23 protein-coding genes and 6 tRNA genes are annotated in these 25,873 nt (G+C 38.0%); 16 read left to right on the top strand and 13 right to left on the bottom strand.

Going from position 1 to position 25,873, the window contains the following annotated elements; translation table 11 throughout:
• Window positions 1-48: 48 nt before the first annotated feature.
• Window positions 49-125 (bottom strand) — tRNA-Met (locus tag AC6H22_RS01450).
• A gap of 185 nt (window positions 126-310) precedes the next feature.
• Here AC6H22_RS01450 and mltA point away from each other — a divergent pair.
• The 3 genes from mltA to znuA all read left to right on the top strand — a co-directional run bounded on the left by mltA (window position 311) and on the right by znuA (window position 3,393).
• Window positions 311-1,423: a murein transglycosylase A gene (gene mltA / locus AC6H22_RS01445; RefSeq protein WP_005625936.1), complete on the top strand. Its 1,113-nt coding sequence runs from the start codon at window positions 311-313 to the stop codon at window positions 1,421-1,423.
• The gene (gene tcdA / locus AC6H22_RS01440) at window positions 1,423-2,193 is read left to right on the top strand and encodes a tRNA cyclic N6-threonylcarbamoyladenosine(37) synthase TcdA (RefSeq protein WP_005625938.1); all 771 of its coding nucleotides are present in this window, start codon (window positions 1,423-1,425) and stop codon (window positions 2,191-2,193) included. The genes mltA and tcdA overlap by 1 nt, the downstream gene beginning before the upstream one ends.
• 177 nt (window positions 2,194-2,370) lie before the next feature.
• Window positions 2,371-3,393, top strand: coding sequence for a zinc ABC transporter substrate-binding protein ZnuA (gene znuA / locus AC6H22_RS01435; RefSeq protein ID WP_046952624.1), 1,023 nt, complete (start codon window positions 2,371-2,373; stop codon window positions 3,391-3,393).
• Between the two features lie 49 nt (window positions 3,394-3,442).
• Here the strand turns inward: znuA and AC6H22_RS01430 are convergent, their stop codons facing one another.
• Window positions 3,443-3,949 carry a DUF2301 domain-containing membrane protein gene (locus tag AC6H22_RS01430; RefSeq protein WP_005625942.1) on the bottom strand — a complete coding sequence of 169 codons (507 nt, stop codon included), beginning with the start codon at window positions 3,947-3,949 and terminating at the stop codon, window positions 3,443-3,445.
• Between the two features lie 107 nt (window positions 3,950-4,056).
• A complete protein-coding gene (mpl, locus tag AC6H22_RS01425; RefSeq protein WP_005625944.1) occupies window positions 4,057-5,418 on the bottom strand; it encodes a UDP-N-acetylmuramate:L-alanyl-gamma-D-glutamyl-meso-diaminopimelate ligase in 1,362 nt (453 codons plus the stop codon).
• Window positions 5,419-5,576: 158 nt separating this feature from the next.
• Here mpl and AC6H22_RS01420 point away from each other — a divergent pair, with 158 nt between their 5' ends.
• Window positions 5,577-5,741 (top strand): hypothetical protein, encoded by a 165-nt coding sequence (locus AC6H22_RS01420; protein ID WP_155397202.1) that lies wholly within the window; start codon window positions 5,577-5,579, stop codon window positions 5,739-5,741.
• 436 nt (window positions 5,742-6,177) lie between these two features.
• Here AC6H22_RS01420 and metC read toward each other — a convergent pair whose 3' ends face one another.
• Window positions 6,178-7,365, bottom strand: a complete 1,188-nt coding sequence (gene metC / locus AC6H22_RS01415) for a cystathionine beta-lyase (protein WP_005625598.1) — start codon at window positions 7,363-7,365, stop codon at window positions 6,178-6,180.
• A 136-nt stretch (window positions 7,366-7,501) separates the two neighbouring features.
• Between metC and AC6H22_RS01410 the strand changes: the two genes are divergently transcribed.
• The 5 genes from AC6H22_RS01410 (at window position 7,502) to AC6H22_RS01390 (ending at window position 9,177) form a co-directional block, all read left to right on the top strand.
• Window positions 7,502-8,104, top strand: a complete 603-nt coding sequence (locus tag AC6H22_RS01410; protein WP_005625599.1) for a peroxiredoxin C — start codon at window positions 7,502-7,504, stop codon at window positions 8,102-8,104.
• Window positions 8,105-8,204: 100 nt separating this feature from the next.
• Window positions 8,205-8,762, top strand: coding sequence for a CDP-diacylglycerol--glycerol-3-phosphate 3-phosphatidyltransferase (gene pgsA / locus AC6H22_RS01405; protein ID WP_005625600.1), 558 nt, complete (start codon window positions 8,205-8,207; stop codon window positions 8,760-8,762).
• A gap of 154 nt (window positions 8,763-8,916) precedes the next feature.
• Window positions 8,917-8,992 (top strand) — tRNA-Gly (locus AC6H22_RS01400).
• A gap of 4 nt (window positions 8,993-8,996) precedes the next feature.
• A tRNA-Leu gene (locus tag AC6H22_RS01395) sits at window positions 8,997-9,083 on the top strand.
• 18 nt (window positions 9,084-9,101) lie between these two features.
• A tRNA-Lys gene (locus tag AC6H22_RS01390) sits at window positions 9,102-9,177 on the top strand.
• A gap of 118 nt (window positions 9,178-9,295) precedes the next feature.
• Here AC6H22_RS01390 and AC6H22_RS01385 read toward each other — a convergent pair.
• Entirely contained in the window at window positions 9,296-9,826 is a 531-nt protein-coding gene (locus AC6H22_RS01385) for an inorganic diphosphatase (RefSeq protein WP_005630160.1), read from the bottom strand.
• Between the two features lie 233 nt (window positions 9,827-10,059).
• Here AC6H22_RS01385 and AC6H22_RS01380 point away from each other — a divergent pair, with 233 nt between their 5' ends.
• Window positions 10,060-11,376, top strand: coding sequence for an NCS2 family permease (locus AC6H22_RS01380; RefSeq protein ID WP_118817475.1), 1,317 nt, complete (start codon window positions 10,060-10,062; stop codon window positions 11,374-11,376).
• 89 nt (window positions 11,377-11,465) lie between these two features.
• On the opposite strand, the gene fbpC is transcribed toward AC6H22_RS01380, so the two are convergent.
• The 4 genes from fbpC to AC6H22_RS01360 form a co-directional block, all read right to left on the bottom strand.
• On the bottom strand, window positions 11,466-12,515 hold the full coding sequence (fbpC, locus tag AC6H22_RS01375) for a ferric ABC transporter ATP-binding protein (RefSeq protein WP_118817474.1): 1,050 nt from the start codon (window positions 12,513-12,515) through the stop codon (window positions 11,466-11,468).
• A 24-nt stretch (window positions 12,516-12,539) separates the two neighbouring features.
• Complete coding sequence (locus AC6H22_RS01370; protein WP_192885351.1) at window positions 12,540-14,597, bottom strand: ABC transporter permease; 2,058 nt, start codon at window positions 14,595-14,597, stop codon at window positions 12,540-12,542.
• 63 nt (window positions 14,598-14,660) lie between these two features.
• Window positions 14,661-15,695, bottom strand: coding sequence for an ABC transporter substrate-binding protein (locus AC6H22_RS01365; protein ID WP_497515222.1), 1,035 nt, complete (start codon window positions 15,693-15,695; stop codon window positions 14,661-14,663).
• Window positions 15,696-15,817: 122 nt separating this feature from the next.
• Window positions 15,818-16,858, bottom strand: coding sequence for an ABC transporter substrate-binding protein (locus AC6H22_RS01360; RefSeq protein WP_005630149.1), 1,041 nt, complete (start codon window positions 16,856-16,858; stop codon window positions 15,818-15,820).
• Between the two features lie 166 nt (window positions 16,859-17,024).
• Here AC6H22_RS01360 and udk point away from each other — a divergent pair, with 166 nt between their 5' ends.
• Genes udk through AC6H22_RS01340 form a run of 4 tightly spaced genes read left to right on the top strand, consistent with a single transcriptional unit; the run spans window position 17,025 to window position 20,637 of the window.
• Window positions 17,025-17,663, top strand: coding sequence for a uridine kinase (udk, locus tag AC6H22_RS01355; RefSeq protein WP_005627960.1), 639 nt, complete (start codon window positions 17,025-17,027; stop codon window positions 17,661-17,663).
• Window positions 17,664-17,671: 8 nt separating this feature from the next.
• On the top strand, window positions 17,672-18,259 hold the full coding sequence (gene dcd / locus AC6H22_RS01350; protein ID WP_497515219.1) for a dCTP deaminase: 588 nt from the start codon (window positions 17,672-17,674) through the stop codon (window positions 18,257-18,259).
• Between the two features lie 3 nt (window positions 18,260-18,262).
• Window positions 18,263-19,447, top strand: coding sequence for a hypothetical protein (locus AC6H22_RS01345; protein WP_118817471.1), 1,185 nt, complete (start codon window positions 18,263-18,265; stop codon window positions 19,445-19,447).
• On the top strand, window positions 19,447-20,637 hold the full coding sequence (locus AC6H22_RS01340; protein ID WP_118817470.1) for a sugar transporter: 1,191 nt from the start codon (window positions 19,447-19,449) through the stop codon (window positions 20,635-20,637). The genes AC6H22_RS01345 and AC6H22_RS01340 overlap by 1 nt, the downstream gene beginning before the upstream one ends.
• Window positions 20,638-20,716: 79 nt before the next feature.
• On the opposite strand, the gene der is transcribed toward AC6H22_RS01340, so the two are convergent.
• From der to dnaQ, 4 genes are all read right to left on the bottom strand, one after another.
• Window positions 20,717-22,228, bottom strand: a complete 1,512-nt coding sequence (gene der, locus AC6H22_RS01335; protein WP_065250182.1) for a ribosome biogenesis GTPase Der — start codon at window positions 22,226-22,228, stop codon at window positions 20,717-20,719.
• 419 nt (window positions 22,229-22,647) lie between these two features.
• Window positions 22,648-22,724 (bottom strand) — tRNA-Asp (locus AC6H22_RS01330).
• 23 nt (window positions 22,725-22,747) lie between these two features.
• Window positions 22,748-22,824 (bottom strand) — tRNA-Asp (locus AC6H22_RS01325).
• A gap of 87 nt (window positions 22,825-22,911) precedes the next feature.
• Complete coding sequence (gene dnaQ / locus AC6H22_RS01320) at window positions 22,912-23,682, bottom strand: DNA polymerase III subunit epsilon (RefSeq protein WP_497515217.1); 771 nt, start codon at window positions 23,680-23,682, stop codon at window positions 22,912-22,914.
• A 60-nt stretch (window positions 23,683-23,742) separates the two neighbouring features.
• Here dnaQ and rnhA point away from each other — a divergent pair, with 60 nt between their 5' ends.
• Together rnhA and AC6H22_RS01310 are read left to right on the top strand one after the other, a co-directional pair.
• Complete coding sequence (gene rnhA, locus AC6H22_RS01315) at window positions 23,743-24,207, top strand: ribonuclease HI (RefSeq protein WP_046939521.1); 465 nt, start codon at window positions 23,743-23,745, stop codon at window positions 24,205-24,207.
• Between the two features lie 262 nt (window positions 24,208-24,469).
• The gene (locus AC6H22_RS01310) at window positions 24,470-25,606 is read left to right on the top strand and encodes a porin (protein WP_046939522.1); all 1,137 of its coding nucleotides are present in this window, start codon (window positions 24,470-24,472) and stop codon (window positions 25,604-25,606) included.
• Window positions 25,607-25,873: the final 267 nt, after the last annotated feature.

Below are 25,873 nucleotides of genomic sequence, written 5' to 3'. Positions count from 1 at the left end.
GTAAAAAGAAAAGCCCTGATTTTCTTAAATCAGGGCTTTATAATTTGTTGGTTGCGGGGGCCGGATTTGAACCGACGGCCTTCGGGTTATGAGCCCGACGAGCTACCAAGCTGCTCCACCCCGCGTCTGATGTGGTGCACTATACGCTATTAATATTTTTTTGCAAGAATTAAACAAAAGTTTATGTTTCATTTGTTAATAAAATGTTCAATGTGCGTTTTTATTAATCAGCTTGACTAAATAACACTGGTCGTTTTGAAGGATTTTTGATAGCGTATGCAGCCTTATTTAAGCTTATTTAGGATTAAAAATGTCAGTTCGAAAATTTTTCTCATTAAAAACATTTTCTATTGCAGTGACAACCGCACTTTTAGTTGCCTGTGGTTCTTCTAATACAACAAAAACTCAAATTCCAACCACCTCAAATGGCAGCGATCCTCGACAATTTGGTGCTAAATATTCGGGTCGTAATTATCAACAAGCTGTGTTTATGCCAGTTTCTCAAGTTGAAAACCAAAGTGCGGTCATTAATCAGGGTGATTTTTTAACGCAACTTTCAAATGTACAAAGTTATTCAAGCAAACTATCTGATCGTTTCTATGGCAACTATGAAAAAATTACGAACTGGGTACTTTCTGGCGCCAATGTCAGTGAGCTTTCTAAATTTGGTATTAACCCGCAAATTATGCGTGGGTTCGATGGATATCAAAATGTTTTGATGACAGGCTACTACTCGCCTGTCCTTCATGCACGCCGTTCACCGCAAGGTCAATTCCAAAATCCAATTTATCGTATGCCAGCAAATAAACGTTTTAGCCGTGCGCAAATCTACGCCGGTGCATTAGCGGGTCAAGGATTAGAATTAGCATATAGTGATTCCATGTTAGAGAACTTTTTACTTGGGGTACAAGGCAGCGGCTATGTAGATTTTGGTGATGGCAACCTTAATTACTTCGCTTATGCAGGACAAAATGGCTTTCCTTATACCGCTGTTGGCCGTTTATTAGTTGAAGATGGTGAAGTACCAAAAGAGAAAATGTCTATTCAAGCAATTCGTGAATGGGGCAATCGTAATCCCTCTCGCGTACAAAGTTTGTTAGAACGTAATTCTTCTTATGTATTCTTTAAAAATGATCCGAGTGGCAAAGTAAAAGGTTCTGCTGGCGTACCACTTGTACCAATGGCTTCAGTAGCATCAGATCGTAGCGTTGTACCATCTGGTACTGTTCTTTTAGTCGAAGTGCCTGACATTGATAATAACGGAAACTGGCTTGGTACACACAAATTGCATTTAATGGTTGCACTTGATGTGGGCGGTGCGGTGAAAGGCCACCACTTTGACTTATATCGTGGCATTGGTGATCAAGCAGGCCATATTGCGGGATTATCAAAACACTATGGCCGAGTATGGGTGTTACAATAATGGCGCCAGTGGACAATTATGAACAGCGATTTGGCGGTATTGGTCGACTTTATACACCTGATGGACTCGCGCGCTTACGCAAAGCCCATATTTGCGTAATAGGCATTGGTGGCGTGGGTTCTTGGGTCGTAGAGGCCTTAGCACGTTCAGGCGTTGGTGAACTCACATTAATTGATATGGATGATATTTGCGTCACGAATATCAATCGCCAACTTCCTGCAATGAGCGGCACAATCGGCAAACTAAAAACTGAAGTGATGTCAGAACGAGTAAAGCTGATTAATCCTGAATGTACCATCAATATTATTGATGATTTTATCTCGCCAGAAAATCAATCGGATTACCTCAATCGAGGCTATGACTATGTCATTGATGCTATTGACAATGTGAAAACTAAAGCGTCGCTGATTGCTTATTGTAAACGCAACAAAATTAATGTGATTACTATTGGTGGGGCTGGCGGTCAAACTGATCCAACCCAAATTCAAATTGCCGATCTTAGTAAAACTATTCAAGATCCGCTGCTCGCTAAAGTGCGGTCAGTTTTACGCAAAGATTACAATTTTAGCCAAAATCCAAAACGCAAATTTAGTATCGATGCGGTATTTTCAACACAACCTCTAATATTCCCACAAATGACTGAAGGTTGTGCAATTTCTGCCACAATGAATTGCGCAAACGGATTTGGCGCAGCCACGATGATTACGGCAACCTTTGGTTTTTTTGCTGTTTCTCGTGTAATAGATAAATTACTAAAGAAAAAATCTTAATCTCCTCTTGAAAATGCACATTGACCATAAATGTGCATTTTTTATCGAATGAAACCTATTTACTTTGAAAATGAAAAATTTTCCCTCAGGTTCTCTATAAAATCGTTGCAATTTATATAAAAAGGCGTAGTCTTTTTCCCTTTGAGAATTATTACTAACAAGTAAGGAAACAGAAATATGAAAAAACTTTTAAAAATTAGCGCCGTTTCTGCCGCACTTTTAAGTGCGCCAATGATGGCGAATGCCGATGTATTGGCATCAGTAAAACCTTTAGGTTTTATTGTTTCATCTATTGCAGATGGCGTAACTGGCACACAAGTCCTTGTTCCTGCAGGCGCCTCTCCGCATGACTACAATTTGAAATTATCTGATATTCAAAAAGTAAAATCTGCAGATTTAGTTGTATGGATTGGTGAGGATGTTGATTCATTTTTAGACAAACCAATTAGCCAAATTGAACGTAAAAAAGTGATTACCATTGCAGATCTTGCTGATGTAGAACCTTTATTAAGTCAAGCTCACCACGAGCATTTCCATGAAGATGGCGATCACGATCATAAACATGAACATGAGCACAAACACGAACATAAACACGATCACGAACATGAACACGACCATGATCATAAGCACAAGCATGAACACCACGACCATGATCACGATCACCATGATCATGACGAAGGTTTAACAACAAATTGGCACGTTTGGTATTCTCCAGCGATCAGCAAAATTGTTGCACAAAAAGTAGCGGATAAATTAACTGCACAATTCCCAGATAAAAAAGATTTAATTGCACAAAATCTTTCAGATTTTAACCGCACTTTGGCAGAACAAGGTGAAAAAATTACGGCACAACTTGCGAATGTTAAAGATAAAGGTTTCTACGTTTTCCACGATGCTTATGGTTATTTCAACGATGCTTATGGTTTAAAACAAACCGGTTACTTCACCATCAATCCATTAGTTGCACCGGGGGCAAAAACTTTAGCGCACATTAAAGAAGAAATCGCAGAACATAAAGTAAATTGCTTATTCGCAGAACCACAATTTACGCCAAAAGTGATTGAATCTTTAGCTCAAAATACTAAAGTCAATGTAGGACAACTCGACCCAATTGGCGATAAAGTCAATTTAGGCAAAAATTCTTATGCAACATTCTTGCAATCTACCGCAGATAGTTACATGGAATGTTTAGCTAAATAAACCTTTCTAAAAACAATGACCGCACATAAAAGTGCGGTCATTTTCTTTTCTAAATTTGATATTTAGTTTTATCTCCAATGTCAAAATGCAAAGGCATTCGCCATTTTTGTATCGCTAAAACTAAAAGTAATACGCCAGAAATAATAGAAAAAATTCGTAGCGCAATAAGATTATTTAACACCCACGAAACCCACAAGCAAGCCACAAATATCGGCTGTAAATTTAGCAGAGGTACGCGGAAACAAAAATATTCTTTAAAACACAAACCACCTAAAGTAAGTAACGCACCGCCAAGAGCCAAAGCGGGATAATGATTAATATAAAAAAGTAATCCTATCCAAGTAGCAAATTGAAAAAGCAATCGGAAGGATTTGAGATAAATGTGTAATGAAGAGGCACAGCAAGTTGCCGCAATTAATATAAATGTAAGCGATAAATCTGGATACCAAGTCATAGCAAGAATAGCCAAGGCCGCTATCACAAAGCCAGAGCGATAAATAATGACGGTCAGATTATCTAAAAAATCCATCGGTGATTTAATATGTGGATCAGCCATTCTACAAAGATTCCTTTTATAAATTACAAATTAAAAATAAATGTTACGTTAACTCAATAAAAAGTGCGGTCAACTTAAAAACATTTTCTAAATTAACCGCACTTTGATTATTTCTGTTTAAGCTTATCAAGAATTTTTTGATGAATGCCACCAAAACTGCCGTTAGACATCACCAAAATATGATCTGTAGGTTGGGCCTCAGCGACAATCATATCGACTAATCGATCTAAATTTGCATTCCAATAGGCAGGTTGTACACATTGGTTTGCAATATCTGCCACTTCCCAAGGAAGCTGTTCTGGTTGAAGCATAAACACTTCATCAGCTCGGCCAAGTGCAGGCGCAATTTCATCTTTATGAACACCCATTTTCATTGTGTTAGAACGAGGTTCAAGCACTGCAAGAATTCGCACGCCACCACCTACTTTATCTCGTAAAGCCGTTAGCGTAGCAAGAATAGCCTCTGGATGATGAGCAAAATCATCATAAACAGTGATACCATTAACTTCACCTTTCACTTCTAAACGACGTTTAGCATTTACAAAAGATCCTAATGCTTTACATGCATCTTCAATAGACACACCCGCATGATGAGCAGCCGCTATTGCCATTAAAGCATTATGCATATTATGTTGTCCCACTACATTCCATTTTACTTCTGCCACTTTTTCACCATGATGGAAGACCGAAAAATGTGAGGCATCATTTGTAATACGTTCAGCAAACCACTCATTATCTTTGCCTAAAAATTGTTGTTGTGACCAACATCCCAATGCCAAAGTTTCTTTTGCACTTTGTTCACTCGCCGAACTTAATACCAAGCCACTTGCCGGAATAGTTCGAATCATATGATGAAATTGGCGTTGGATCGCTTTGAGATCATCAAAAATATCTGCATGGTCAAAACTAATGTTATTTACGATAAGTGTACGAGGATTGTAATGGACAAATTTCGAACGTTTATCAAAGAAAGCTGTATCATATTCATCAGCCTCAATAACAAAATAAGGACTGTCTCCTAAACGAGCTGAAATGCCAAAATTACCTGCAATTCCACCGATTAAAAAGCCTGGTTTTAAGCCATTTTGTTCTAAAATCCACGTTAGCATGCCTGTTGTAGTTGTCTTTCCATGCGTACCAGAAACTGCCAATACCCAACGATCGCGTAATAAATGATCATGTAGCCATTGAGGACCAGATGTGTATTTCAAATTATTTTCCAACACATATTCGACGCAAGGATTACCGCGTTTCATCGCATTACCAATGATTACCATGTCAGGCGCAGGTTGTAATTGTGCAACATCATAATTTGGAATAATCTGGATGCCTTGCTCTTCTAAAAAAGTGCTCATTGGAGGGTAAACATTAGTATCAGAACCCGTCACGTGATAGCCCATTTGTTTAGCAATCATCGCCACACCGCCCATAAAGGTGCCACAAATACCTAAGATATGAATATGTTTCATTATACTTCTCTACTTAGTCAAGGAAAATGAAAAGTATAATAAAACAACTTCTAGAACTTTCAAAATAAAAGACAGCAGTAAGAGGTTACATGGACTATAATTGAACCCTTAAAAAATAAGTACAACTCAGCTAACAAAATATAATGAAGGAATTTACAATGAAATTTAATAAATCTTTTCTCTTTGCAAGTATCATCGCCGGTTCAATTGCATTAACCGCTTGTAACGATAAAGAAGAAAAAGTAGCAGAAAAACCAGCAGCTAACAGAAACTACTCAATCGGTTCAACAAGCAGTACAACAACCTCAAGTAAAAACGGATGATTTAGTCACTCAAGCAAATGCAGAATTCCTAAAAGTTGCGAATGTAAAAGTAACAAATGTTTCTGTAACAGATGATTTAAAATCGTTTTCTATCACTTATGAAATCACAAACTTAAGTGATAAAGCTATTTTAGAAGCGCAATGGTTAACTGTTTATAAAGAAAATAACCAACCATTCTATGTAACAAATCTTCCAGCATTACAATTTGGAAAAACAATTGCACCAAAAGCTAGCGAAACAGTAACATTATCAACAACTGAAGAAGCTGTGCTTTCGCAAATTCGTCCACACTTACAGTAAGGAAAAAATATCCAAGTAGATATTATCGGGACTTCAGTACATTTTGCTGACGGTTCAAAAGTTGGCTTAGTGTCAGAGCAAAAATAATCCTATAAAAAATGCCTGTATAAAACAGGCATTTTTTTATCCGCACTTTTAAGCAATTCGCTCAAATCCAGCTTTTAAATCTGCAATCAATTCATCTACATCTTCAAAGCCGATATGCACACGAATTAATGAACCTGTAAGGTTACGTTTAATATTTGGACGAATATGTGCAATTTCTTCTGGTTGATTACAAAGAATTAGAGACTCAAATCCTCCCCATGAATAAGCCATAGTGAAAAGTTGAAAATGATCCATGAAATTTGAGACTTGTTCTGATGTCAATCGCTTATTTAATTCAAAAGAAAATAAACCGCTGCTACCACTAAAGTCTCGTAAAAAGAATTCATGGCCAGGGCAACTTGGTAAAGCTGGATGGTACACAGTTTTTACCTCTGGTTGCTCACTCAACCATTTTGCTACTTTAATACTGCTTTCCTGATGTTGTTTTAATCGTACACCCAATGTACGAATACCACGAGCGGTCGTATAAGCAGAATCCGCATCCACCATTTGTCCCATTAAATAGGAATGTTCTCTAAGTTGATCCCAAGTTTGCACATTCGCAACGGCAGTACCAATCATGATATCAGAATGCCCCACTAAATATTTCGTCCCCGCTTGAATAGAAATATCAATATCATGCTCTAACGCTTTAAATAGAACACCTGCAGACCAAGTATTATCAATCATAATCACAATATTAGGGTTCACCTTTCTTGCAGCCTTCACAATAGTCGGAATATCGGGAATTTCCATTGTGATAGAACTCGGTGCTTCCAAGAAAAGCACTTTTGTATTCGATTGAATAAGCGTTGCAATATCAGCACCAATAAGTGGATCGTAATAAGTTGTATCGATCTGCATTTTTTTTAGCACAATATTACAGAAATCTTGGGTTGGCTCGTAAGCTGCCCCGCTCATTAATACATGATCGCCAGTTTTAACAAAAGAAAGAATCGAATTAGTTACTGCTGCTGCACCACAAGGATAAAGATAACAGCCTGCCCCTCCCTCCATTTCACACATTAAATCTTGTAAAGCAAAATGTGTTAGTGTACCTCTTCTGCCATAAAATAATTCGCCTTTTGCTCTATGTTGAGTAGCGTGTTTTTTATCTTCAATACAGTCAAATACTAATGAAGAAGCTCGCTGTAAAACGGGGTTTACCGATCCTTGTGAAAAGCGTTTTTTACGCCCTGCATGGACAAATGTTGTTGAGAGATTGTGTTGTTGCATATTTCCACCTTATTTTAGATAAGATTAATTGCTTTAATAGATAAAATCGAGTATAAAATGTCGGCGTTTCAAATAGAACCGAGCCGCTATTTTGTGTGGCAAAACTTTAACTTAACTTTATATAGGAATTATGACTATGGTATTAGTAACCCGTCAAGCACCAGATTTTACTTCATCTGCTGTATTAGGCAATGGCGAAATCGTTGATAACTTCAACTTTAAAAAACACATTGCTGGAAAAGCTGCAGTAATCTTTTTCTACCCATTAGACTTTACCTTTGTTTGCCCTTCTGAGTTAATCGCATTTGACCACCGTTATGAAGAATTCAAAAAACGTGGCGTAGAAGTAGTTGGTGTTTCTATCGACTCTCAATTCACTCACAATGCATGGCGTAACACCCCAACTGAAAATGGTGGTATTGGCCAAGTTAAATATGCATTAGCAGCAGACGTAAAACACGAAATTGCTCAAGCATACGGTATTGAACATCCAGAAGCAGGCGTTGCATTACGCGCTTCATTCTTAATCGACAAAAATGGCGTCGTTCGTCACCAAGTAGTAAATGATCTTCCATTAGGTCGTAACATCGATGAAATGTTACGTATGGTTGATGCATTACAATTCCATGAAGATCACGGTGAAGTTTGCCCTGCTCAATGGGAAAAAGGTAAAGAAGGGATGAAAGATAACCCTGAAGGCGTTGCAAAATACTTAAAACAAAACGCTGATAAACTTTAATCCGTAATTATTTACAAGAAAGCCACATAATGTGGCTTTTTTTATATTCTTAGATACTTTAGAATAGGTGTATCTCTAACACCAAGAGCGGTTCATTTCTATGAAATTTAATATTCCTATTTTCCTAACGATGTTTCGTGTAATCCTGATTCCGTTTTTCGTGATTGCATTTTATTTACCTATCGAATCCTCCCCTTTTATTACTACATTCATATTCTTTATTGCTGGTGTTACTGATTGGCTTGATGGTTATTTGGCTCGTAAATGGAAACAAACTACAAGATTTGGCGCTTTTTTGGATCCTGTTGCGGATAAAGTAATGGTTGTCGCAGCCTTGGTTCTCATCGTTGAATATCAACACTCTCTTTGGATTACGATTCCTGCCATTATTATGATTTCTCGCGAAATTATAATTTCTGCATTACGTGAATGGATGGCAGAACTCGGAGAGCGTAGTAAAGTCGCTGTCTCTTGGTGGGGAAAATGGAAAACAACAGCCCAAATGTTAGCCCTAGGCGGATTATTATGGCGTTACAATAACTATATGGAAATTGCCGCTATAATCTTGCTTTACATCGCAGCCATTTTAACAGTATGGTCAATGATCCAATATTTACAAGCAGCAAAAGGTAGCCTACTAGATGACCTAAAACTCTAATTCTGGATAAAGTGCGGTATTTTCTACCGTACTTTTATTATTTTGTCTTATTTTTAATCAAATAAAGTTTTTTTTTATTTTTTCATTTGACACAAGACTATAAAACCGTAAAATACGCCCCGTTGTCACGCAGCAATGCTGATTGGTGATAAATGCGGGAATAGCTCAGTTGGTAGAGCACGACCTTGCCAAGGTCGGGGTCGCGAGTTCGAGCCTCGTTTCCCGCTCCAATTTGCCCGAGTGGTGGAATCGGTAGACACAAGGGATTTAAAATCCCTCGCCTTTCGAGGCGTGCCAGTTCAAGTCTGGCTTCGGGCACCATTTCAAAATGATTCCAGTGGGTCGTTAGCTCAGTCGGTAGAGCAGCGGACTTTTAATCCGTTGGTCGAAGGTTCGAATCCTTCACGACCCACCACTTTAAAATAAAGTAAGCACCGAAAGGTGTTTTTTTGTTATCTAAATTCCTGAAATTTACTATAAAAAATCCCCGACTCAAAGAATCAGGGACTTTTACAATCAAATGTGTTTATTAATTAACGCTCATTCCAACGTTTAATAGACTCACGAATCACTTCTTTCGCTTCTTCTACATCGCCCCAATGCGTTACTTTCGTTGAGCCAGGTTTCTTAAGCGCTTTATAGTTATTGAAATGGAACTCAATTTGTTTAATTAAGTTTGCTGGTAAATCTGCTAATGAATTGTACGCATTGCCTGTATCACGATCATCTGCAGGAACACAAACGATTTTGTCATCCACTTCGCCATCATCAACAAATTTCATGACACCAATTACTTTAGCTTCAAGGAATACACCTGTTGCTAATGGTTGGCGAGTGATTAATAACACATCTAACTCATCGCCATCTTCATCTAAAGTTTGTGGAATGAAGCCATAGTTAGTTGGTTTTGCAAAAATTGCTGGCTCAACACGATCTAATTGGAATGCCGCAACTTTACGGTTCCATTCGATTTTATGGCAGCTACCTTCTGGAATTTCATTTACTACATTGATAATGCCAGCATCTACATCGCCTGGCGTTAAAATTTGATTAAAATCAGCCATTTTGTTTCCTTCATTTTATCAAGTTAAAAAACGCGACAAGTATAGCAGTTTTTCTGCTGACTCGCAGTCTCATTTGTAGAGAAAATCAGCAAATAGATTATTTCATAACTATTCATAATTTTGACCGCACTTTATCCTAAACAAAACTCACGCAAACGTTTACTTATCATTTTTATGATGTAAAATAGCGCACCTTATTCACTTCAATTTTTCACTCAACTTTAAGGAACACTATGCCAACTTTAGAAAAAACATTTGAGCTCAAGCAACGTGGTTCAACTGTTCGTCAAGAAATTATCGCAGGTTTAACCACGTTCTTAGCAATGGTTTATTCTGTAATCGTGGTACCTAATATGCTAGGTGCTGCAGGTTTTCCTGCGGAATCTGTCTTTATTGCCACCTGTTTAGTTGCAGGGTTAGGCTCTATCTTAATCGGCTTATGGGCAAATGCACCAATGGCAATTGGTTGTGCAATTTCTCTTACTGCTTTTACAGCATTTAGCTTAGTGATTGGTCAAAAGGTCGCCATTCCCGTTGCGCTAGGCGCAGTATTCTTAATGGGGGTTGTGTTTACCTTAATTTCTGCCACAGGTATCCGTGCATGGATTTTACGTAATTTACCATCCAGTATCGCTCACGGGGCAGGCATTGGTATCGGACTCTTTTTACTTTTAATTGCCGCAAACGGCGTTGGTTTAGTCGTCAGCAACCAAGCGGGCTTACCAGTAAAATTAGGCGATTTCACCTCATTCCCAGTCATGATGTCCTTAATTGGTTTAGCACTCATTATCGGCCTTGAAAAAATGAAAATTAAAGGCGGTATTTTATGGGTAATCATTGCTATTACTATCGTAGGTTTAATTTTTGATCCAAATGTAAAATTTGGCGGAGAGATTTTCACAATGCCAACCTTTGGTGAAAATTCTCTTTTCTTACAATTAGACTTTATGGGCGCACTACAACCAGCAATCTTACCTGTCGTATTTGCTTTGGTGATGACTGCCGTATTTGATGCGACTGGTACAATTCGCGCAGTTGCAGGTCAAGCCGACTTACTTGATAAGGATGGTCAAATTATCAATGGCGGTAAAGCCCTAACTTCCGACTCAATCAGTAGCTTATTCTCAGGTTTATTCGGTACAGCACCAGCTGCCGTTTATATTGAGTCAGCAGCAGGGACAGCAGCTGGCGGTAAAACAGGTATTACTGCTATCGTTGTTGGTGTGTTATTCCTATTAATGCTTTTCTTCCAACCATTAGCGTTCTTAGTGCCAGGATACGCAACTGCCCCAGCATTAATGTACGTTGGTTTATTAATGTTAAGCAATGTAAGCAAATTAGATTTCGATGATTTCGTTGGCGCGATGAGCGGATTAATCTGCGCAGTATTTATCGTACTTACCGCTAACATCGTAACAGGCATTATGTTAGGTTTTGCGGCATTAGTGATTGGAAGAATCGTGAGTGGCGATATTAAACGCTTAAATGTAGGGACTGTGATTATTGCAATCGTACTCGTTGCATTCTATGCAGGCGGTTGGGCTATTTAATAACAGAAATAAAAAAGGGGAAAATCCTTCCCCTTAATTATAATCACAAAAGCGCGGTGAAATTTCACCGCACTTTTTTTATGTCTGAACTACTCTTTCTTCAATAAGAAAATACCGTGATCAGATAAATTGACATAAGCTTGTTTTAAATCGGCATTAAAATCTTCTGGCTTACAATTCACCAATAAATCTTTTCCTGACCAATTTGCGACCACTTCCCAATGGTTGCCCATATAGACCGCACTTTTAATCTCACAACGTTGAGCATCGTTGCCCTCTGCAGCAAGATAAATTGCTTCTGGGCGAATACCAACTAAGCATTCACCATCGGGTAAATTAAACTGTGCAGCGTCTTTTAAAGGTACATAATAGCCATTAATATCCACCACGCTATTTTCTAATTTTCCATCGAAAATACTAGATTCACCCATAAAGTTTGCTAAGAACAAAGAATTTGGTCGGAGATAAAGCTCTTTCGCTGGCGCTTTTTGCATAATTTTACCTTTATGCATAACGATAACTTCATCAGATACCGCAAAGGCCTCTGTTTGATCGTGTGTCACATAAAGCGAAGTAATGCCTAAACGTTGTTGCAATTCACGGATTTTTTCACGCATTGAACGACGTAAGTTTGCATCCAAATTACTTAATGGTTCATCAAACAATAGGACTTTTGGTTTCAATACCAAAGCACGAGCCAATGCAACACGTTGTTGTTGACCGCCAGAAATTTGATCTACAAAGCGGTCTTCGAACCCTGCTAAATCCACCAATTCTAAAGCCTCTTTTACACGCTGAGCACGTTCTTCTTTGCCAATGCCTTGCATTTTTAAGCCGTAGCCCACGTTATCGCCAATGCTCATATGCGGGAAAAGCGCATAAGATTGGAAGACAATACAAATATCTCGATTTTGAATAGAAGATTTTGTTACATCTTCACCATCAATAAAAATTTGGCCTGATGTTGGATTTTCTAATCCGGCAACCAAACGCAATACAGTTGTTTTGCCACAACCTGATGGCCCTAACAATGTCACCATCGTGCCCCGTTTGATCGTTAAATCTAAATTATCAATGACGACCGCTTTACCAAATGCTTTGGTAATATTTTTTAATACTAAGAAATCATTATTACTCATAATTTTTACCTACAACTTAACGAGTTAATTCATTTTTTTCGCTTTAGAACGAGAGATACGTGTATCACCTACAATCCAGTCGAAGAATAAAATAATTGCCATCATGACAACAATTAAGATTGAGCCGTATGCAATAGCGACACCGTATTCACCATCTTCAACGCGATTTAGGATATAAGCTGTTGCAACCCGAGTATCTGCTGTCACTAAGAATATAATTGCGCTCACCGTCGTCATTGCACGAACGAAGCTGGTAACAAGCGCTGAAAGCAATGCTGGTTTTAATAATGGCAACACGATATACCATAAGGTTTTCCACGAACTTCCTTTTAAAGAAAGCGATGCTTCATCAAGAGATTTATCAAGCTGACCTAAACCAGCAATCGCTGCTCGCATACCAATTGGTAAATCACGCATAACCATTGAAATAATCACGATAATGCCAGTTCCCGTAATATAAAGCGGCGCATTGTTGAAGGCTAAAATGTAAGACACCCCCGCCACGGTACCTGGCACGGCAAAGCAAAGCATGGTTAAGAACTCAAGGGATTTTTTACCTTGGAAATCTTTACGCACCACAATGTACGCAATCAATAATCCAAAGAATGCGGTCAATGGTGCGGCAATACCTGCATAGATTAAGGTATTGATTAGTGACGGCCACGCTCCATCGCTCAATCCTTGGCCGAATAACATGGCATAGTTTTTCAAGGTTAAAGTGTAATCTACGCCCCAGTTTACAGTGAAGCTTCCGTAGAAAATACTTCCGTAAAGCGCCATATTAAAGATTACCCAGAATCCAAGCATGCCGATGATGGTATATTTCAAACCAGTTGGAAGATCTTGCACATCACCACGATAAGATTTACCTGAAACGGTGACATAAGAGCGGTTACCAATCCAAATGTATTGAATGATAAAAATCGCTAGAGAGAAAATTAATAATATTGAACCTAAGGTACTTGCTGATGCGTAATCTAATTGTGAACCAGCAATATAGAAATAGATCTGTGTTGCAATCACATCAAAGCTACCACCCAATACCAATGGGTTACTAAAATCTGCAAGCGATTGGATAAATACAATTAAAAATGAGTTCGCCAATGCGGGGCGTAACAATGGAAAAATAATATTATAAAAAGTTTGATAGCGATTGGCTCGTAACGTATAAGAGGCTTCTTCAATAGAAGGATGTACCGATTTTAATGCGCCATCTAAAATCATAAAAGAAATCGGAGCAAATGCGAGAATTTGAGCAATCGCAATCCCATTAAAACCATACAGCCAGTTATGATTGGTGAAACCAAAATTCGTACTTAAAAATTCGGTTACATAACCAGAACGGCCAAGCATCAAAGTTACCCCTAATCCCACAACAAATGGTGGCGTAACAATTGGCAAAATAGAGAAAATTTTTCCGATAAATGCTGTTCTACGAGCGATACGCGTGGTATAAAGCGCAAAGGCTAAACCAAATACAGTAGACACTACGCCCACAAAGCCCGATAAGAAAAGAGAATTGGTAATTACGCGAACAATATAGCTCTGCGTTAAAATACGCATCACTTGTTGTGGCGCAAACGTGTCTCCGTCATAAAACATTGAAACGAAAATCGCCAATGTTGGACAAACGATAAAAAAGAAAATAAGCAAAATAATACAAAGTAAAGAAGCGATGATAAATTTATCACCTTGCATCACTTTTAGTTTTGCCAATGAAAGTGTTGCTAATGCGGTATAGCCCACAAGTAACACAATTACAGAATAGCCCATGCTGATTTTGTACACCGTCGCACTGATAAACATAAACAGTACAGAAAGTGCGGTCAAAAATAGCTCTGTTTTTGCTTGGGTTTGCTGTGGCAATCTAAATAACGGCAAAGCACCATACACAATAACAGGCAGGAACCAAGCCCAAGTTAAATTGAAAGAAGACCATCCCATTGCATCTAAATATTCATCTGAAGTACTTTCAAACAAACCGTAATCAAGTGCATTGGAAGGTAGGAGCGCAAACGCCAATAAGGATAAAATAATCCAAAAATAAGCAGAATGCATTATGGAAAGTTTTTTTGCGTTCATACAACCTCGCATAAGGTAAAAAAACGAAGCGATATGCGACATATCACTTCGTTAGTGACATCATTATTTGGCTAATTTTACTTCATCAACCCATTTTGTGATTAAGCGTTTACGTAAATCAGTCGCACCGTATTTATCAAAATCATAGTTAATTAAATTAATAGATTTAAAATCTAACGCATAAGGCGATTGTTGTGCGGTGGTGTTCGTTAAAATGGAATACGCCTCACCTTTTTGCCAAGTTAATTCTTGCGCCTCTTTGGATAACGCCCAATCAACAAAAAGTTTCGCATTAGCTAAATTTCGAGCGCCTTTAATGACACTCACACCGCCAATTTCATAGCCAGTACCTTCACAAGGTACAACTAATTCTACTGGCGCGCCTTTCGCTTTTTCTAAAGAATATTCATGTAAGAAACCAATGCCAATTGCCGTTTCTCCACGCGCTGTATTACGTGTTGCCGTATTACCAGATTTGGTATATTGCGATACGTTTTTATTCAACTCTTTTAAGAATTTAAACGCCTCGTCTTCTCCCCAAAGTTGCATATAAGTGGCTAGCTGAGTGTAACCCGTACCAGAACTTTGTGGATCTGCGGCTTGAATTTCATTTTTGTAAATTGGATTAGCTAAATCCTTCCAGCATTTTGGAATAGGTAAATTCAATTTTTTCAACCGTTCTGGATTTACCCCAAAACCTAACACGCCTAAATAAATCGCCGAAGAATAATTCCCTTTCATTTTGGCTGGATCACGGAATTTTTCTACGATCTGAGGAAGATTGGATGATTTATAAGGTTCTAATAACCCCATTTCCCCCGCTTGAGAATGAGGATCCATCGTTCCACCATACCAAACATCGCCTTGTGGATTATCTTTTTCAGCATCAATTTTTGCTAAAATGGTTCCCGTACCACCACGAATAAAACTTGTTTTAACATCAAATTTTTTCTCAAACGCCATCGCTTCTTGCTCACACATCGTATTTTGTGCACTGCAATAAATGACTAGACGTCCTTTTGCAAAAGATGGATTACTTAACACTAATCCACTTAGCATCACACCAGACAAGGTTACTGCGATTTTTGATAGTTTCATCTGATTATAACTCCCTTATGAATGAAGGTTTTGCAATATCTTAGAGGGAAAACGAAATCACATTAAAAATACGAAAAAGTGCGGTCAAAAACTTCAGTATTTTTTACCGCACTTATTCAGCGCTATTTCGCTAATTTAACTTCTTGTACCCATTTTTCAATTAAGGCTTTACGTTGTTCTGTTGCACCGTATTTTTCAAAGTCATAATTGATTAATTTAAGTTTATTTGGGTCAAACGCGGTTGGTGATTGCTCTGCGGTCGTGTTAGTTAAGATTTGTAAAGAATCCCCTTGTTTCCAAGCTAATTCTTGACCTTCTTTTGATAAAGCCCAATCGACGAATAATTTTGCATTATCAATATTACGCGCACCTTTTAAGATACTCACGCCACCTAACTCATAACCGGTTCCTTCGCAAGGCACGACTAATTCTAACGGTGCGCCATTGCGTTTTTCTAATGCATAATCATGTAAGAAACCTACCCCTATTGTCGCTTCACCACGCGCAGAGTTACGTGATGGCGTGATACCCGATTTGGTATATTGAGACACATTAGGATGCAATGCTTTTAAGTATTCAAACGCCTCTTTTTCACCCCATAATTGGACGAAAGTTGCCAATGCTGTGTAAGCTGTACCCGCACTTTGAGGGTCTGCAATTTGAACTTCGCCTTTTAAGCGTGGATCTGTTAGGTCTTTCCAGCATTTCGGCACTTCTTTAATGCCCAATTTTGCCAAACGTTCAGTATTCACACCAAAACCTAAGATACCCATATAAATTGAGGAAACATAGTGGCCTTTCGTTTTCGCAGGATCACGGAAACGTTCTACGATTTCATCAATGTGCTTGGATTTATAAGGCTCAATTAAGCCTAATTCTGCAGCTTGAGCTTGAGGGTCAAAAGTACCGCCAAACCAAACATCCGCTTGAGGGTTATTTTTTTCAGCTTCAACTTTAGCAAAAGTACTGCCTGAACCATTGCGAATAAAGGATGTTTTCACATCATATTTTTCGCCAAATGCTTTTGTGGTGGTTTCGCACAAAATATTGGTTGCACTACAGTACACAACTAAACGACCTTTAGCGTTAGCAGAACCAGAAATAGCCAAGCCTGCAGCTAAAAGTGCGGCAGAAACAGAAAGAGAAATTTTGTTGAACTTCATAATAAATACTCCTTATTGGATAGAATGATTCGAATCCTACGTGAAAAAGGCGAATAATACCGTGATGAAGCTCACACTTTTTAAAATTCAAGTGAAAAAATAAACGTGAAATTCACCGCACTTTTACTTATAATTGCCGAAATTTCCCTTACATCAAAACACAATTATGTCAGATTCTTGTATCATCATCGCCATCACTGGCGCATCCGCATCAGGCAAAAGTTCTATCGCCTCTACCGTTCACAAAGAACTCTGTAATGAATTAGGCTGCCAAGAAATTGGTATTATTGCCGAAGACAGTTACTACAAAGATCAAAGCCATTTAGAAATGAGCGAACGTATAAAAACAAATTATGACCATCCAAGCTCAATGGATCGCGATTTGCTCATTCAACATTTAAAAGATTTAAAATCAGGAAAATCGGTTGATGTGCCTGTTTATAGCTACGTTGATCATACTCGTACAGGTGAAACCACAACATTTACACCAAAACGTATTGTGATTTTAGAAGGGATTTTACTGCTTACTGATGAACGTGTTCGTCAACTTGCGGATATCTCCGTATTCGTGGATACACCATTAGACATTTGTTTTATTCGTCGTTTACAACGCGATATGGAAGAACGTGGTCGTTCCCTACAATCGGTTATTGATCAATATCGTGCAACCGTGCGCCCAATGTTCTTACAATTTATTGAGCCTTCTAAACAATATGCGGATATTGTTATTCCTCGTGGTGGTAAAAACCGTATTGCAATCAATATGTTAAAAGCTCAAATCCTTCATTTATTGAATCAAAAATAGGAAATCTTATGCGTCTTTGCGATACTGATATTGAACGCTATCTCGATGATGGCATTATTTCTTTAACTCCTCGTCCAAGTAATGACAAAATCAACGGTGCAACAATTGATGTTCGCTTGGGTAATTCTTTCCGCGTATTTCGTGAGCACTCGGCGCCTTTCATTGATTTAAGCGGCCCGAAAGAAGAAGTGTCCGCCCAGCTTGAATCGGTGATGAGCGATGAAATTATTGTGCCTGAAGGCGAAGCATTTTTCTTACATCCAGGTACTTTAGCATTAGCAACTACACTTGAATCCGTGAAATTACCCGCCAATATTATCGGTTGGTTAGATGGTCGATCTTCTTTAGCGCGTTTAGGCTTAATGGTACACGTCACGGCACACCGTATTGATCCAGGTTGGGAAGGAAGAATCGTGTTAGAATTTTATAATTCAGGGAAATTACCATTAGCATTACGTCCAAACATGGTGATTGGTGCATTGAGCTTTGAAATATTAAGTGGCGAAGCGAAACGACCATACAGTAGCCGCAAAGATGCAAAATATAAAAATCAACAAAGTGCGATTGCGAGTCGTATTGACGAAGACAAGGAATAATCAATGAAAAAGTTCGCGCTTGGCGTAGGGATCGTCGCTTTGGCGATCTTTTCTTTTTTGTATATCCAACTTTATCGAGTACAAAGTGCCATCGATGAACAACTAGCACAACAAAATATTGCGGTTCAATCAGTCAATTTATCTCTATTTCCACCCGCACTTTCCCTTAAAAATATAAAAACCACGCAATTTTCAATTCAAAAACTTGAGGCTAAACTCAATTTCTTGCCTCTTTTTTATGGCAACGCAAAACTTCACTCACTCAATCTTCAACAAATTACTCTAAATCAAAACGCACAAAACAGCGCAAATGTGTCAATGGATTTAGCTCCGTTTTCCTTAAATCAATTGTTATCTAAAAAAGTGATGTTGAATGGTGAAAGCCATATTCGTATTGAACTTGATAAACCTGTATATGGAAATAAAACATTCAATTTTACTTTCAACAAAGCGAATTTAGATTTTTCAAAAGCGAAATCAGCTCTAATTCAATTTGTAGATGCAAGCCTAAATAACCAGCCTCTTGGTTATATGGAAACCCACGCAGATTTTACGTCCCCACGCCAACACATGGTGACTTATATAAAACCGCAGTGTGATAACGATTGTTTAGCCGTATTGAAATATCAACAAATAGACAATCAAAGTGCGGTAAATTTATCAGGCAAATATTTCCCAGTTAAACGCTTATTCGCGCTATTAAATTTGCCAGAAATGTTAAGTGGACACTCAGATTTTAATATTGATTTCACATTTTTACATTCGCAACTTATTCAAGGAAAATTAAATATCCTCGCCCAAAATGGCGAAATTCTTGGTGTGAATTTATTGGATATGATCAGCCAATATCTCCCTATCAATTACAACGGTGATCTGTTACAAAACAAAGAATTAAACACTCGCTTTGAACAATTTTACTTACAATTATTTCTCCAACAAAATCAACTTATTGCTGAAAAACTTGAATTAAAAACACCCGCACTTTTGGGGCAAGGAAAAGGCATCATTGATTTAAATCGAATGGAATGCAATATGGATATCAATTTACATTCTACTGATCAACGCTATCAAAATTTAACACTACCAATCAATTTTTTTGGTAACTGCAGTTCACCACAATATAAAATTAATTTTACGAAGAAATTCCGCCATCAATTAATTGATGCGATTAAAGAAAAGTTACGTTAATGTCGTTATATTTAAAAGCTGAAAAAATCCAATCATGGCGCGTGCTTATTATGGCTTGCGCAGGATTTATTTTTAATACTACAGAATTCGTGCCCGTTGCAATGTTAAGTGACATTGCACAAAGTTTTAATATGCAAACCGCCGATACCGGTTTAATGATGACAGTTTATGCTTGGACGGTGCTAATTATGTCTTTACCGGCCATGCTTGCCACAGGCAATATGGAGCGTAAAAGTCTGCTTATTAAGCTTTTCATTATATTTATTGTTGGGCATATTTTATCAGTCATTGCCTGGAATTTCTGGATATTACTTCTCGCTCGAATGTGTATTGCATTAGCCCATTCAGTGTTTTGGTCAATTACTGCCTCACTTGTGATGCGCATCGCACCTAAACACAAGAAAACTCAAGCATTAGGAATGCTCGCTATCGGCACCGCACTTGCCACCATATTAGGCTTACCGATTGGACGAATTGTCGGACAGCTCGTCGGTTGGCGGGTTACTTTTGGCATTATTGCGGTACTGGCATTATCCATCATGTTTTTAATTATTCGATTATTGCCAAATTTACCCAGTAAAAATGCGGGCTCTATTGCAAGTTTACCCTTGCTAGCTAAGCGCCCATTATTACTTTGGCTTTATGTAACAACGGCAATCGTCATTTCAGCACACTTTACTGCTTATACTTACATCGAACCATTCATGATTGATGTCGGGCACTTGGATCCAAATTTTGCCACGGCTGTATTATTAATTTTTGGTTTCTCAGGTATTGCCGCAAGTCTATTATTTAACAGATTCTACCGACTTGCGCCCACAAAATTTATTATTGTTTCGATGAGTTTATTGATCTTCTCTCTCCTGCTACTCCTCTTTTCGACCGAAAGAATGATAGCAATGTTCAGCCTTGTGTTTATTTGGGGGATTGGCATTTCTTGTATCGGACTCTCTCTACAAATGCGCGTACTAAAACTTGCGCCAGATGCAACAGATGTTGCAACGGCTATTTACTCGGGCATTTTCAATGCAGGAATTGGAGCTGGCGCATTATTTGGAAACCTTGCGACAACCTATCTAGGATTAAACGAAATTGGTTATACGGGCGCTGCATTAAGTTCAATCGGCTTCATCATTTTTATTACAACGCACTTAAAATATCGCCATACGTTTCTTCTGCAAAACAAATAAAAAAATAACCGCACTTTAGTTCTCCCAAAAGAGTTTTAAAAGTTCGGTTAAATCTTTCTAAGTTTTATCTATCTCGAATTTAACGTTTCGCTTTCTTAATAAACTTCATCAAACGCTTACGTTTACGCAATTGGTTCGGGGTAAGTTTATTTTTACGCCCCGCAAATGGGTTCGAACCTTCTTGGAAAAGAAGGCGAATTGGTGAGCCAATAATTTTCAAACTCTTACGATAATAATTAGATAAATAACGTTTATAAGAATCGGGTAATTTATCCATTTGGTTACCGTGAACCACTATAATCGGCGGATTATAACCACCTGGATGAGCATATTTTAATTTAATTCGACGACCGCCAATCATCGGAGGTTGGTGCTCATCGGTTGCCATTTGTAAAATACGAGTTAAAAGCGAGGTCGTCATTTTTTGAGTCGCACAAGCATAGGCTTCTTTAATCGAATCAAAAAGATTACCCACACCACTGCCGTGCAATGCAGAAATAAAATGCACGCGAGCAAAATCAATAAAATCTAAACGACGATCAAGCTCAGATTTAACGCGGTCTTTCACATCTTGATCTAAACCATCCCATTTATTCACAACGATCACTAAAGAACGGCCTGCATTTAAAATAAAACCGAGCAAAGATAAATCCTGATCAGAAATGTTCTCTCTCGCATCAATAGTCAGTAATACAACATTAGCATCTTGAATCGCTTGCAAGGTTTTAATCACGGAGAATTTTTCAACAGCTAAATGTACTTTACCACGCTTACGCACACCAGCTGTATCAATCAACGTATATTGCTGTCCATCACGCTCCATTGGAATATAAATACTGTCGCGTGTCGTACCTGGCATATCGTAAACCACCACACGATCTTCACCTAAAATACGATTGGTTAAGGTAGATTTACCCACATTTGGGCGGCCAACAATGGCAATCTTAATATTTTTATCTTGCTCTTCTTCCGATTCTTCTAACGCCTCATCAAGCAAGGCCGTATCTTCTTCTGAATCAAAATCGAATTCTTGTTCCCATTCGTCTTGTTCCTCCTCAGAAGTGCGGTCATTTTCATCGGAGTTTCCCATTTGTTCCGCAAACGGTGCAAGCACTTGTTCCATTAATTGAGTAACACCACGACCCTGCGAAGCAGCGATTTGCTCAATTTCTCCTAAGCCTAACTGATAAAATTCAGCACAATGAGAATCCGCATCAATACCATCAGTTTTATTTGCCACCACAATCGTCGTTTTGTTTTGACGTTGACGTAAGTAATTAGCAATACCAATATCAGCTGCCGTTAAACCCGCTCTAGCATCCACAAGGAAAAGAACAATATCGGCTTCATCAATAGCAAGCAAAGATTGCTCCGCCATTTTTTCTTCTACGCCCTCTTCAGTTCCATCAATACCGCCAGTATCAATAACAATAAACTCATAGCCAGCAATATGAGCATGACCGTATTTTCTATCACGAGTTAGACCAGGAAAATCAGCGACTAACGCATCTCTTGTACGAGTAAGGCGATTAAATAATGTGGATTTTCCCACATTCGGGCGACCAACAAGGGCCACAACTGGAGTTGCCATAAAAAATCTCTTATTTTGTCAAAAATGGCGGCTATTATATCGGAAGTTAAAGGATTGGTAAAAAATGATTTCAACAAGGAAAAGAAAAAGCCACAGGATACAATCCTATGGCTTTCTAAACACTGTTTATTTATCTATAACTTAACGTTATAATAATCTCGCTTTCAAGTCATCACCTTGAAAGCGAGTGTTGCGCTTTTTCGCAACGTTTGAAGAGGATAAGAACATGATGAAACTCATTATCCTTGTTGTCATTTTATTATTAGTGAGCCCACCCGCTTACTAATAAGACAACATACTAGGGAGTTACAGCTCCCTAGTTCTTCAAATCTTAAAAGTTTACTTTATTTTTGTCAAGGATGAAGCAAATTTCACATACAAAAAAAGCACCATTAGGTGCTATCTTTATTTATCTTAATTGGCGGAATGGACGGGACTCGAACCCGCGACCCCCTGCGTGACAGGCAGGTATTCTAACCAGCTGAACTACCACTCCGAGATAAGATATTAATTTTAAATTGGCGGAATGGACGGGACTCGAACCCGCGACCCCCTGCGTGACAGGCAGGTATTCTAACCAGCTGAACTACCACTCCGCTAAGTGGTGCGTATCATAATGACGAACATAAATCTCGTCAATCTTTTTTTATTAAATTTTGCTTACCTGCTTAAATTCCAAACGATTAATGCACATTATCATTGCCAAAGCGTTTATCCCAAAGACAATTATTTCCACTTTTTTTATTAATCATTTTTAATAATTCCAAATGCGCTTGTAGTTCATCATCAGTAGGTTGAAGTAATTTTAAATTGTGCGCAAAATCCACCGCACTTTTTATTTCTTCCACAGCTTTTTCTTGCACAACATGGATAACTTCAGACTCAACAGATTCTTCTTCATCGAATAAATTTGTTTGTCCCCCCGTCATCATCAAATAAACATCCGCCAAGATCTCGGCATCCAGTAACGCACCGTGCAAAGTACGTTTGCTATTATCAATACCTAAGCGATCACAAAGTGCGTCCAAATTATTACGTTTTCCGGGATACATCTGGCGCGCCATTTGCAAAGTATCTGTCACCAAACAAATATCGTTAGTTTTCACATTGAGGTTAAGTTTACGAAATTCATAATCCATAAATCCAACGTCAAAGGGCGCATTGTGAATAAGCAATTCCGCACCATTAATATAATCCAAAAAATCTTGGGCAACTTCTTTGAATTCTGGTTTATCCGCTAACATTTCATCAGTAATACCATGAACTTTAATCGCATCAGGATCAACGGGACGATCTGGTTTAATGTAAATATGGAAATTATTACCTGTGTAACGACGATTTATTAATTCAACTGCACCAATTTCAATAATGCAGTGTCCTTCATAATGCGCGCCAAGCTGATTCATACCTGTAGTTTCAGTATCTAATACAATTTGGCGATTGGGATTAATCATTTGTTCAACCTATCTCTTTCCATTAAAATACTTGTCATTCTACACAACAACCTTTTTGTTATGCAAAAACAGATTGAAATTTTTACTGATGGATCTTGCTTAGGTAATCCCGGTGCGGGCGGAATTGGCGCCATATTGCGTTATAAACAGCATGAAAAAATGCTCTCAAAAGGCTATTTTAAAACTACCAATAATCGAATGGAATTACGTGCTGTCATTGAAGCATTAAATGCATTAAAAGAACCTTGTTTGATCACGATTTATAGTGATAGCCAGTATATGAAAAATGGCATAACAAAATGGATCTTTAACTGGAAAAAAAATAATTGGAAAGCAAGTTCTGGAAAGCCTGTAAAAAACCAAGATTTATGGATAGCCTTAGATGAATCCATCCAACGTCATAAAATTAATTGGCAATGGGTGAAAGGTCATGCAGGACACAGAGAAAATGAAATTTGCGATGAATTAGCTAAAAAAGGAGCAGAAAACCCAACACAGGAAGATATTGGCTACATGGAAGAATAATATAGAAACCGACATATCATTCTATTCCCCAATACCTAAAAATATTTATAGACGATACTCAAGCCTCAGAAACAGAACAAAAAACAGACAAAAATATACAAAAAGTGTGATCTCGATCAGATTTCAAGAAAATTAAAATTTTGGAGAGTTGACATCAAAATGCGAATTTGCAATGATTCGCCATGTCTATTTAGGCGGTTGGACAATCTTATATAAAAAGAGTTCAATCATAGATAGTAAACAACCATAAGGAATACAAATTATGAAAAAAACACTTGCAGCATTAATCATCGGTGCATTCGCAGCTTCAGCAGCGAACGCAGCAGTAGTTTACGATAACGAAGGAACTAAAGTTGAAATTGGCGGTTCTATTCGTGTTCAGTTAGAAAAAACTAACAAAGGCGGCAATAAAGCAGATACTAAACGTACTCATTCTGGATTAAAAAATGCTGGTTCTCGTTTAGAAGTTAAAGTAAAACATAATTTAGATAGCGGCTATTACGCATTAGGTCAGTTACAAGTTCGATTTGATGGAAAACAAGGAAATGGCGCTAAGGGCGACGGTTTCGGCGCTTTAGGTACTAGACGTGCGTTCGTTGGATTAGGTCACAAAGAACGTGGTGAACTTACATTTGGTCGCCAATTAACCACAGCAGACTCTTTAAGCACAGCTAACGATTACACCTACGGTATTATTGATAAAGACGAATATATCCCAACAGAAGGTGATTCAGTTATTCGCTATGCTTACAAAGGTATTGAAGGTTTAGTTATCAGTGCAGATTACTTATTCGCAAATGAACGCGATGCAAATAATGAAGTGTTAAGCGGTAAACTTCAAAATGGTTTCCAAGTTGGTGCATCTTATGAAAAAGATGGAATTATCGCTAAATTAGGACTTGGACGTACAAATTATAAAACTGGCACAGAAACTATTACTAAAGTAGTTCCTGGCGCAGCAAATGCCCCAGCTACAACTAAAATCACTACTGAAGACTATACTACTCAACATAAAGATGCAGTTCTTGCAAGCCTTGGTTATGAATTTGATGGTCTTACTCTTTCTGTAGATGGTGGTTATGCTAAAACTAAATTCATTAACACACCTAAGAATGAAAAACGTTTCTTTGTATCTCCAGGTTTCCAATATCAAGTTACTGATTTAAGTAGTGTATATGGTAACTATAAATACGAACAAATTAAAAATGGCGATGATTATCCAAAAACCAAACAACACGGTTTCTTGTTAGGTGTTGACTATAAACTTCATAAACAAGTTGTAACCTATGTTGAAGGTAAATACCAAGTTACTAAAGGGTATGATGCACAAGGTAATTACGACCAAAATAGTAAAGTTAAAGACAAAGCTATTGGCGTAGGTATGCGTGTATTCTTCTAATTAAACAATTAGAAACTATGAAGGCGAATCGAAAGGTTCGCCTTTTTGTTTGTTCTAAAATCAAATAAAGCAATCTAAAGTTTTTTAAATATTTAAGGCCGATAGGAATTGCAAAGTATGCAACGTTATTTTATAGTTATTCATTTCAATTTTTATCCACATTAAATCCTTCCATATATATCTATTCAATAATAGATACCACAAAATTCAGCTAAAGAAGATTTTGAGAATTATGAGGGAAATAAGATAAAGAATGAGTTATGTAAA

The organism is Haemophilus sp. THUN1690 (genome assembly GCF_059704375.1).
This window is presented reverse-complemented; position numbering and strand designations above follow the sequence as displayed.

Bases quoted from the DNA above. Each gene is read 5' to 3' on its own strand.
- mltA (WP_005625936.1), top strand. From the start codon at position 311: ATGTCAGTTCGAAAATTTTTCTCATTAAAAACATTTTCTATTGCAGTG.
- tcdA (WP_005625938.1), top strand. From the start codon at position 1,423: ATGGCGCCAGTGGACAATTATGAACAGCGATTTGGCGGTATTGGTCGA.
- znuA (WP_046952624.1), top strand. From the start codon at position 2,371: ATGAAAAAACTTTTAAAAATTAGCGCCGTTTCTGCCGCACTTTTAAGT.
- AC6H22_RS01430 (WP_005625942.1), bottom strand. From the start codon at position 3,949: ATGGCTGATCCACATATTAAATCACCGATGGATTTTTTAGATAATCTG.
- mpl (WP_005625944.1), bottom strand. From the start codon at position 5,418: ATGAAACATATTCATATCTTAGGTATTTGTGGCACCTTTATGGGCGGT.
- AC6H22_RS01420 (WP_155397202.1), top strand. From the start codon at position 5,577: ATGAAATTTAATAAATCTTTTCTCTTTGCAAGTATCATCGCCGGTTCA.
- metC (WP_005625598.1), bottom strand. From the start codon at position 7,365: ATGCAACAACACAATCTCTCAACAACATTTGTCCATGCAGGGCGTAAA.
- AC6H22_RS01410 (WP_005625599.1), top strand. From the start codon at position 7,502: ATGGTATTAGTAACCCGTCAAGCACCAGATTTTACTTCATCTGCTGTA.
- pgsA (WP_005625600.1), top strand. From the start codon at position 8,205: ATGAAATTTAATATTCCTATTTTCCTAACGATGTTTCGTGTAATCCTG.
- AC6H22_RS01385 (WP_005630160.1), bottom strand. From the start codon at position 9,826: ATGGCTGATTTTAATCAAATTTTAACGCCAGGCGATGTAGATGCTGGC.
- AC6H22_RS01380 (WP_118817475.1), top strand. From the start codon at position 10,060: ATGCCAACTTTAGAAAAAACATTTGAGCTCAAGCAACGTGGTTCAACT.
- fbpC (WP_118817474.1), bottom strand. From the start codon at position 12,515: ATGAGTAATAATGATTTCTTAGTATTAAAAAATATTACCAAAGCATTT.
- AC6H22_RS01370 (WP_192885351.1), bottom strand. From the start codon at position 14,597: ATGAACGCAAAAAAACTTTCCATAATGCATTCTGCTTATTTTTGGATT.
- AC6H22_RS01365 (WP_497515222.1), bottom strand. From the start codon at position 15,695: ATGAAACTATCAAAAATCGCAGTAACCTTGTCTGGTGTGATGCTAAGT.
- AC6H22_RS01360 (WP_005630149.1), bottom strand. From the start codon at position 16,858: ATGAAGTTCAACAAAATTTCTCTTTCTGTTTCTGCCGCACTTTTAGCT.
- udk (WP_005627960.1), top strand. From the start codon at position 17,025: ATGTCAGATTCTTGTATCATCATCGCCATCACTGGCGCATCCGCATCA.
- dcd (WP_497515219.1), top strand. From the start codon at position 17,672: ATGCGTCTTTGCGATACTGATATTGAACGCTATCTCGATGATGGCATT.
- AC6H22_RS01345 (WP_118817471.1), top strand. From the start codon at position 18,263: ATGAAAAAGTTCGCGCTTGGCGTAGGGATCGTCGCTTTGGCGATCTTT.
- AC6H22_RS01340 (WP_118817470.1), top strand. From the start codon at position 19,447: ATGTCGTTATATTTAAAAGCTGAAAAAATCCAATCATGGCGCGTGCTT.
- der (WP_065250182.1), bottom strand. From the start codon at position 22,228: ATGGCAACTCCAGTTGTGGCCCTTGTTGGTCGCCCGAATGTGGGAAAA.
- dnaQ (WP_497515217.1), bottom strand. From the start codon at position 23,682: ATGATTAATCCCAATCGCCAAATTGTATTAGATACTGAAACTACAGGT.
- rnhA (WP_046939521.1), top strand. From the start codon at position 23,743: ATGCAAAAACAGATTGAAATTTTTACTGATGGATCTTGCTTAGGTAAT.
- AC6H22_RS01310 (WP_046939522.1), top strand. From the start codon at position 24,470: ATGAAAAAAACACTTGCAGCATTAATCATCGGTGCATTCGCAGCTTCA.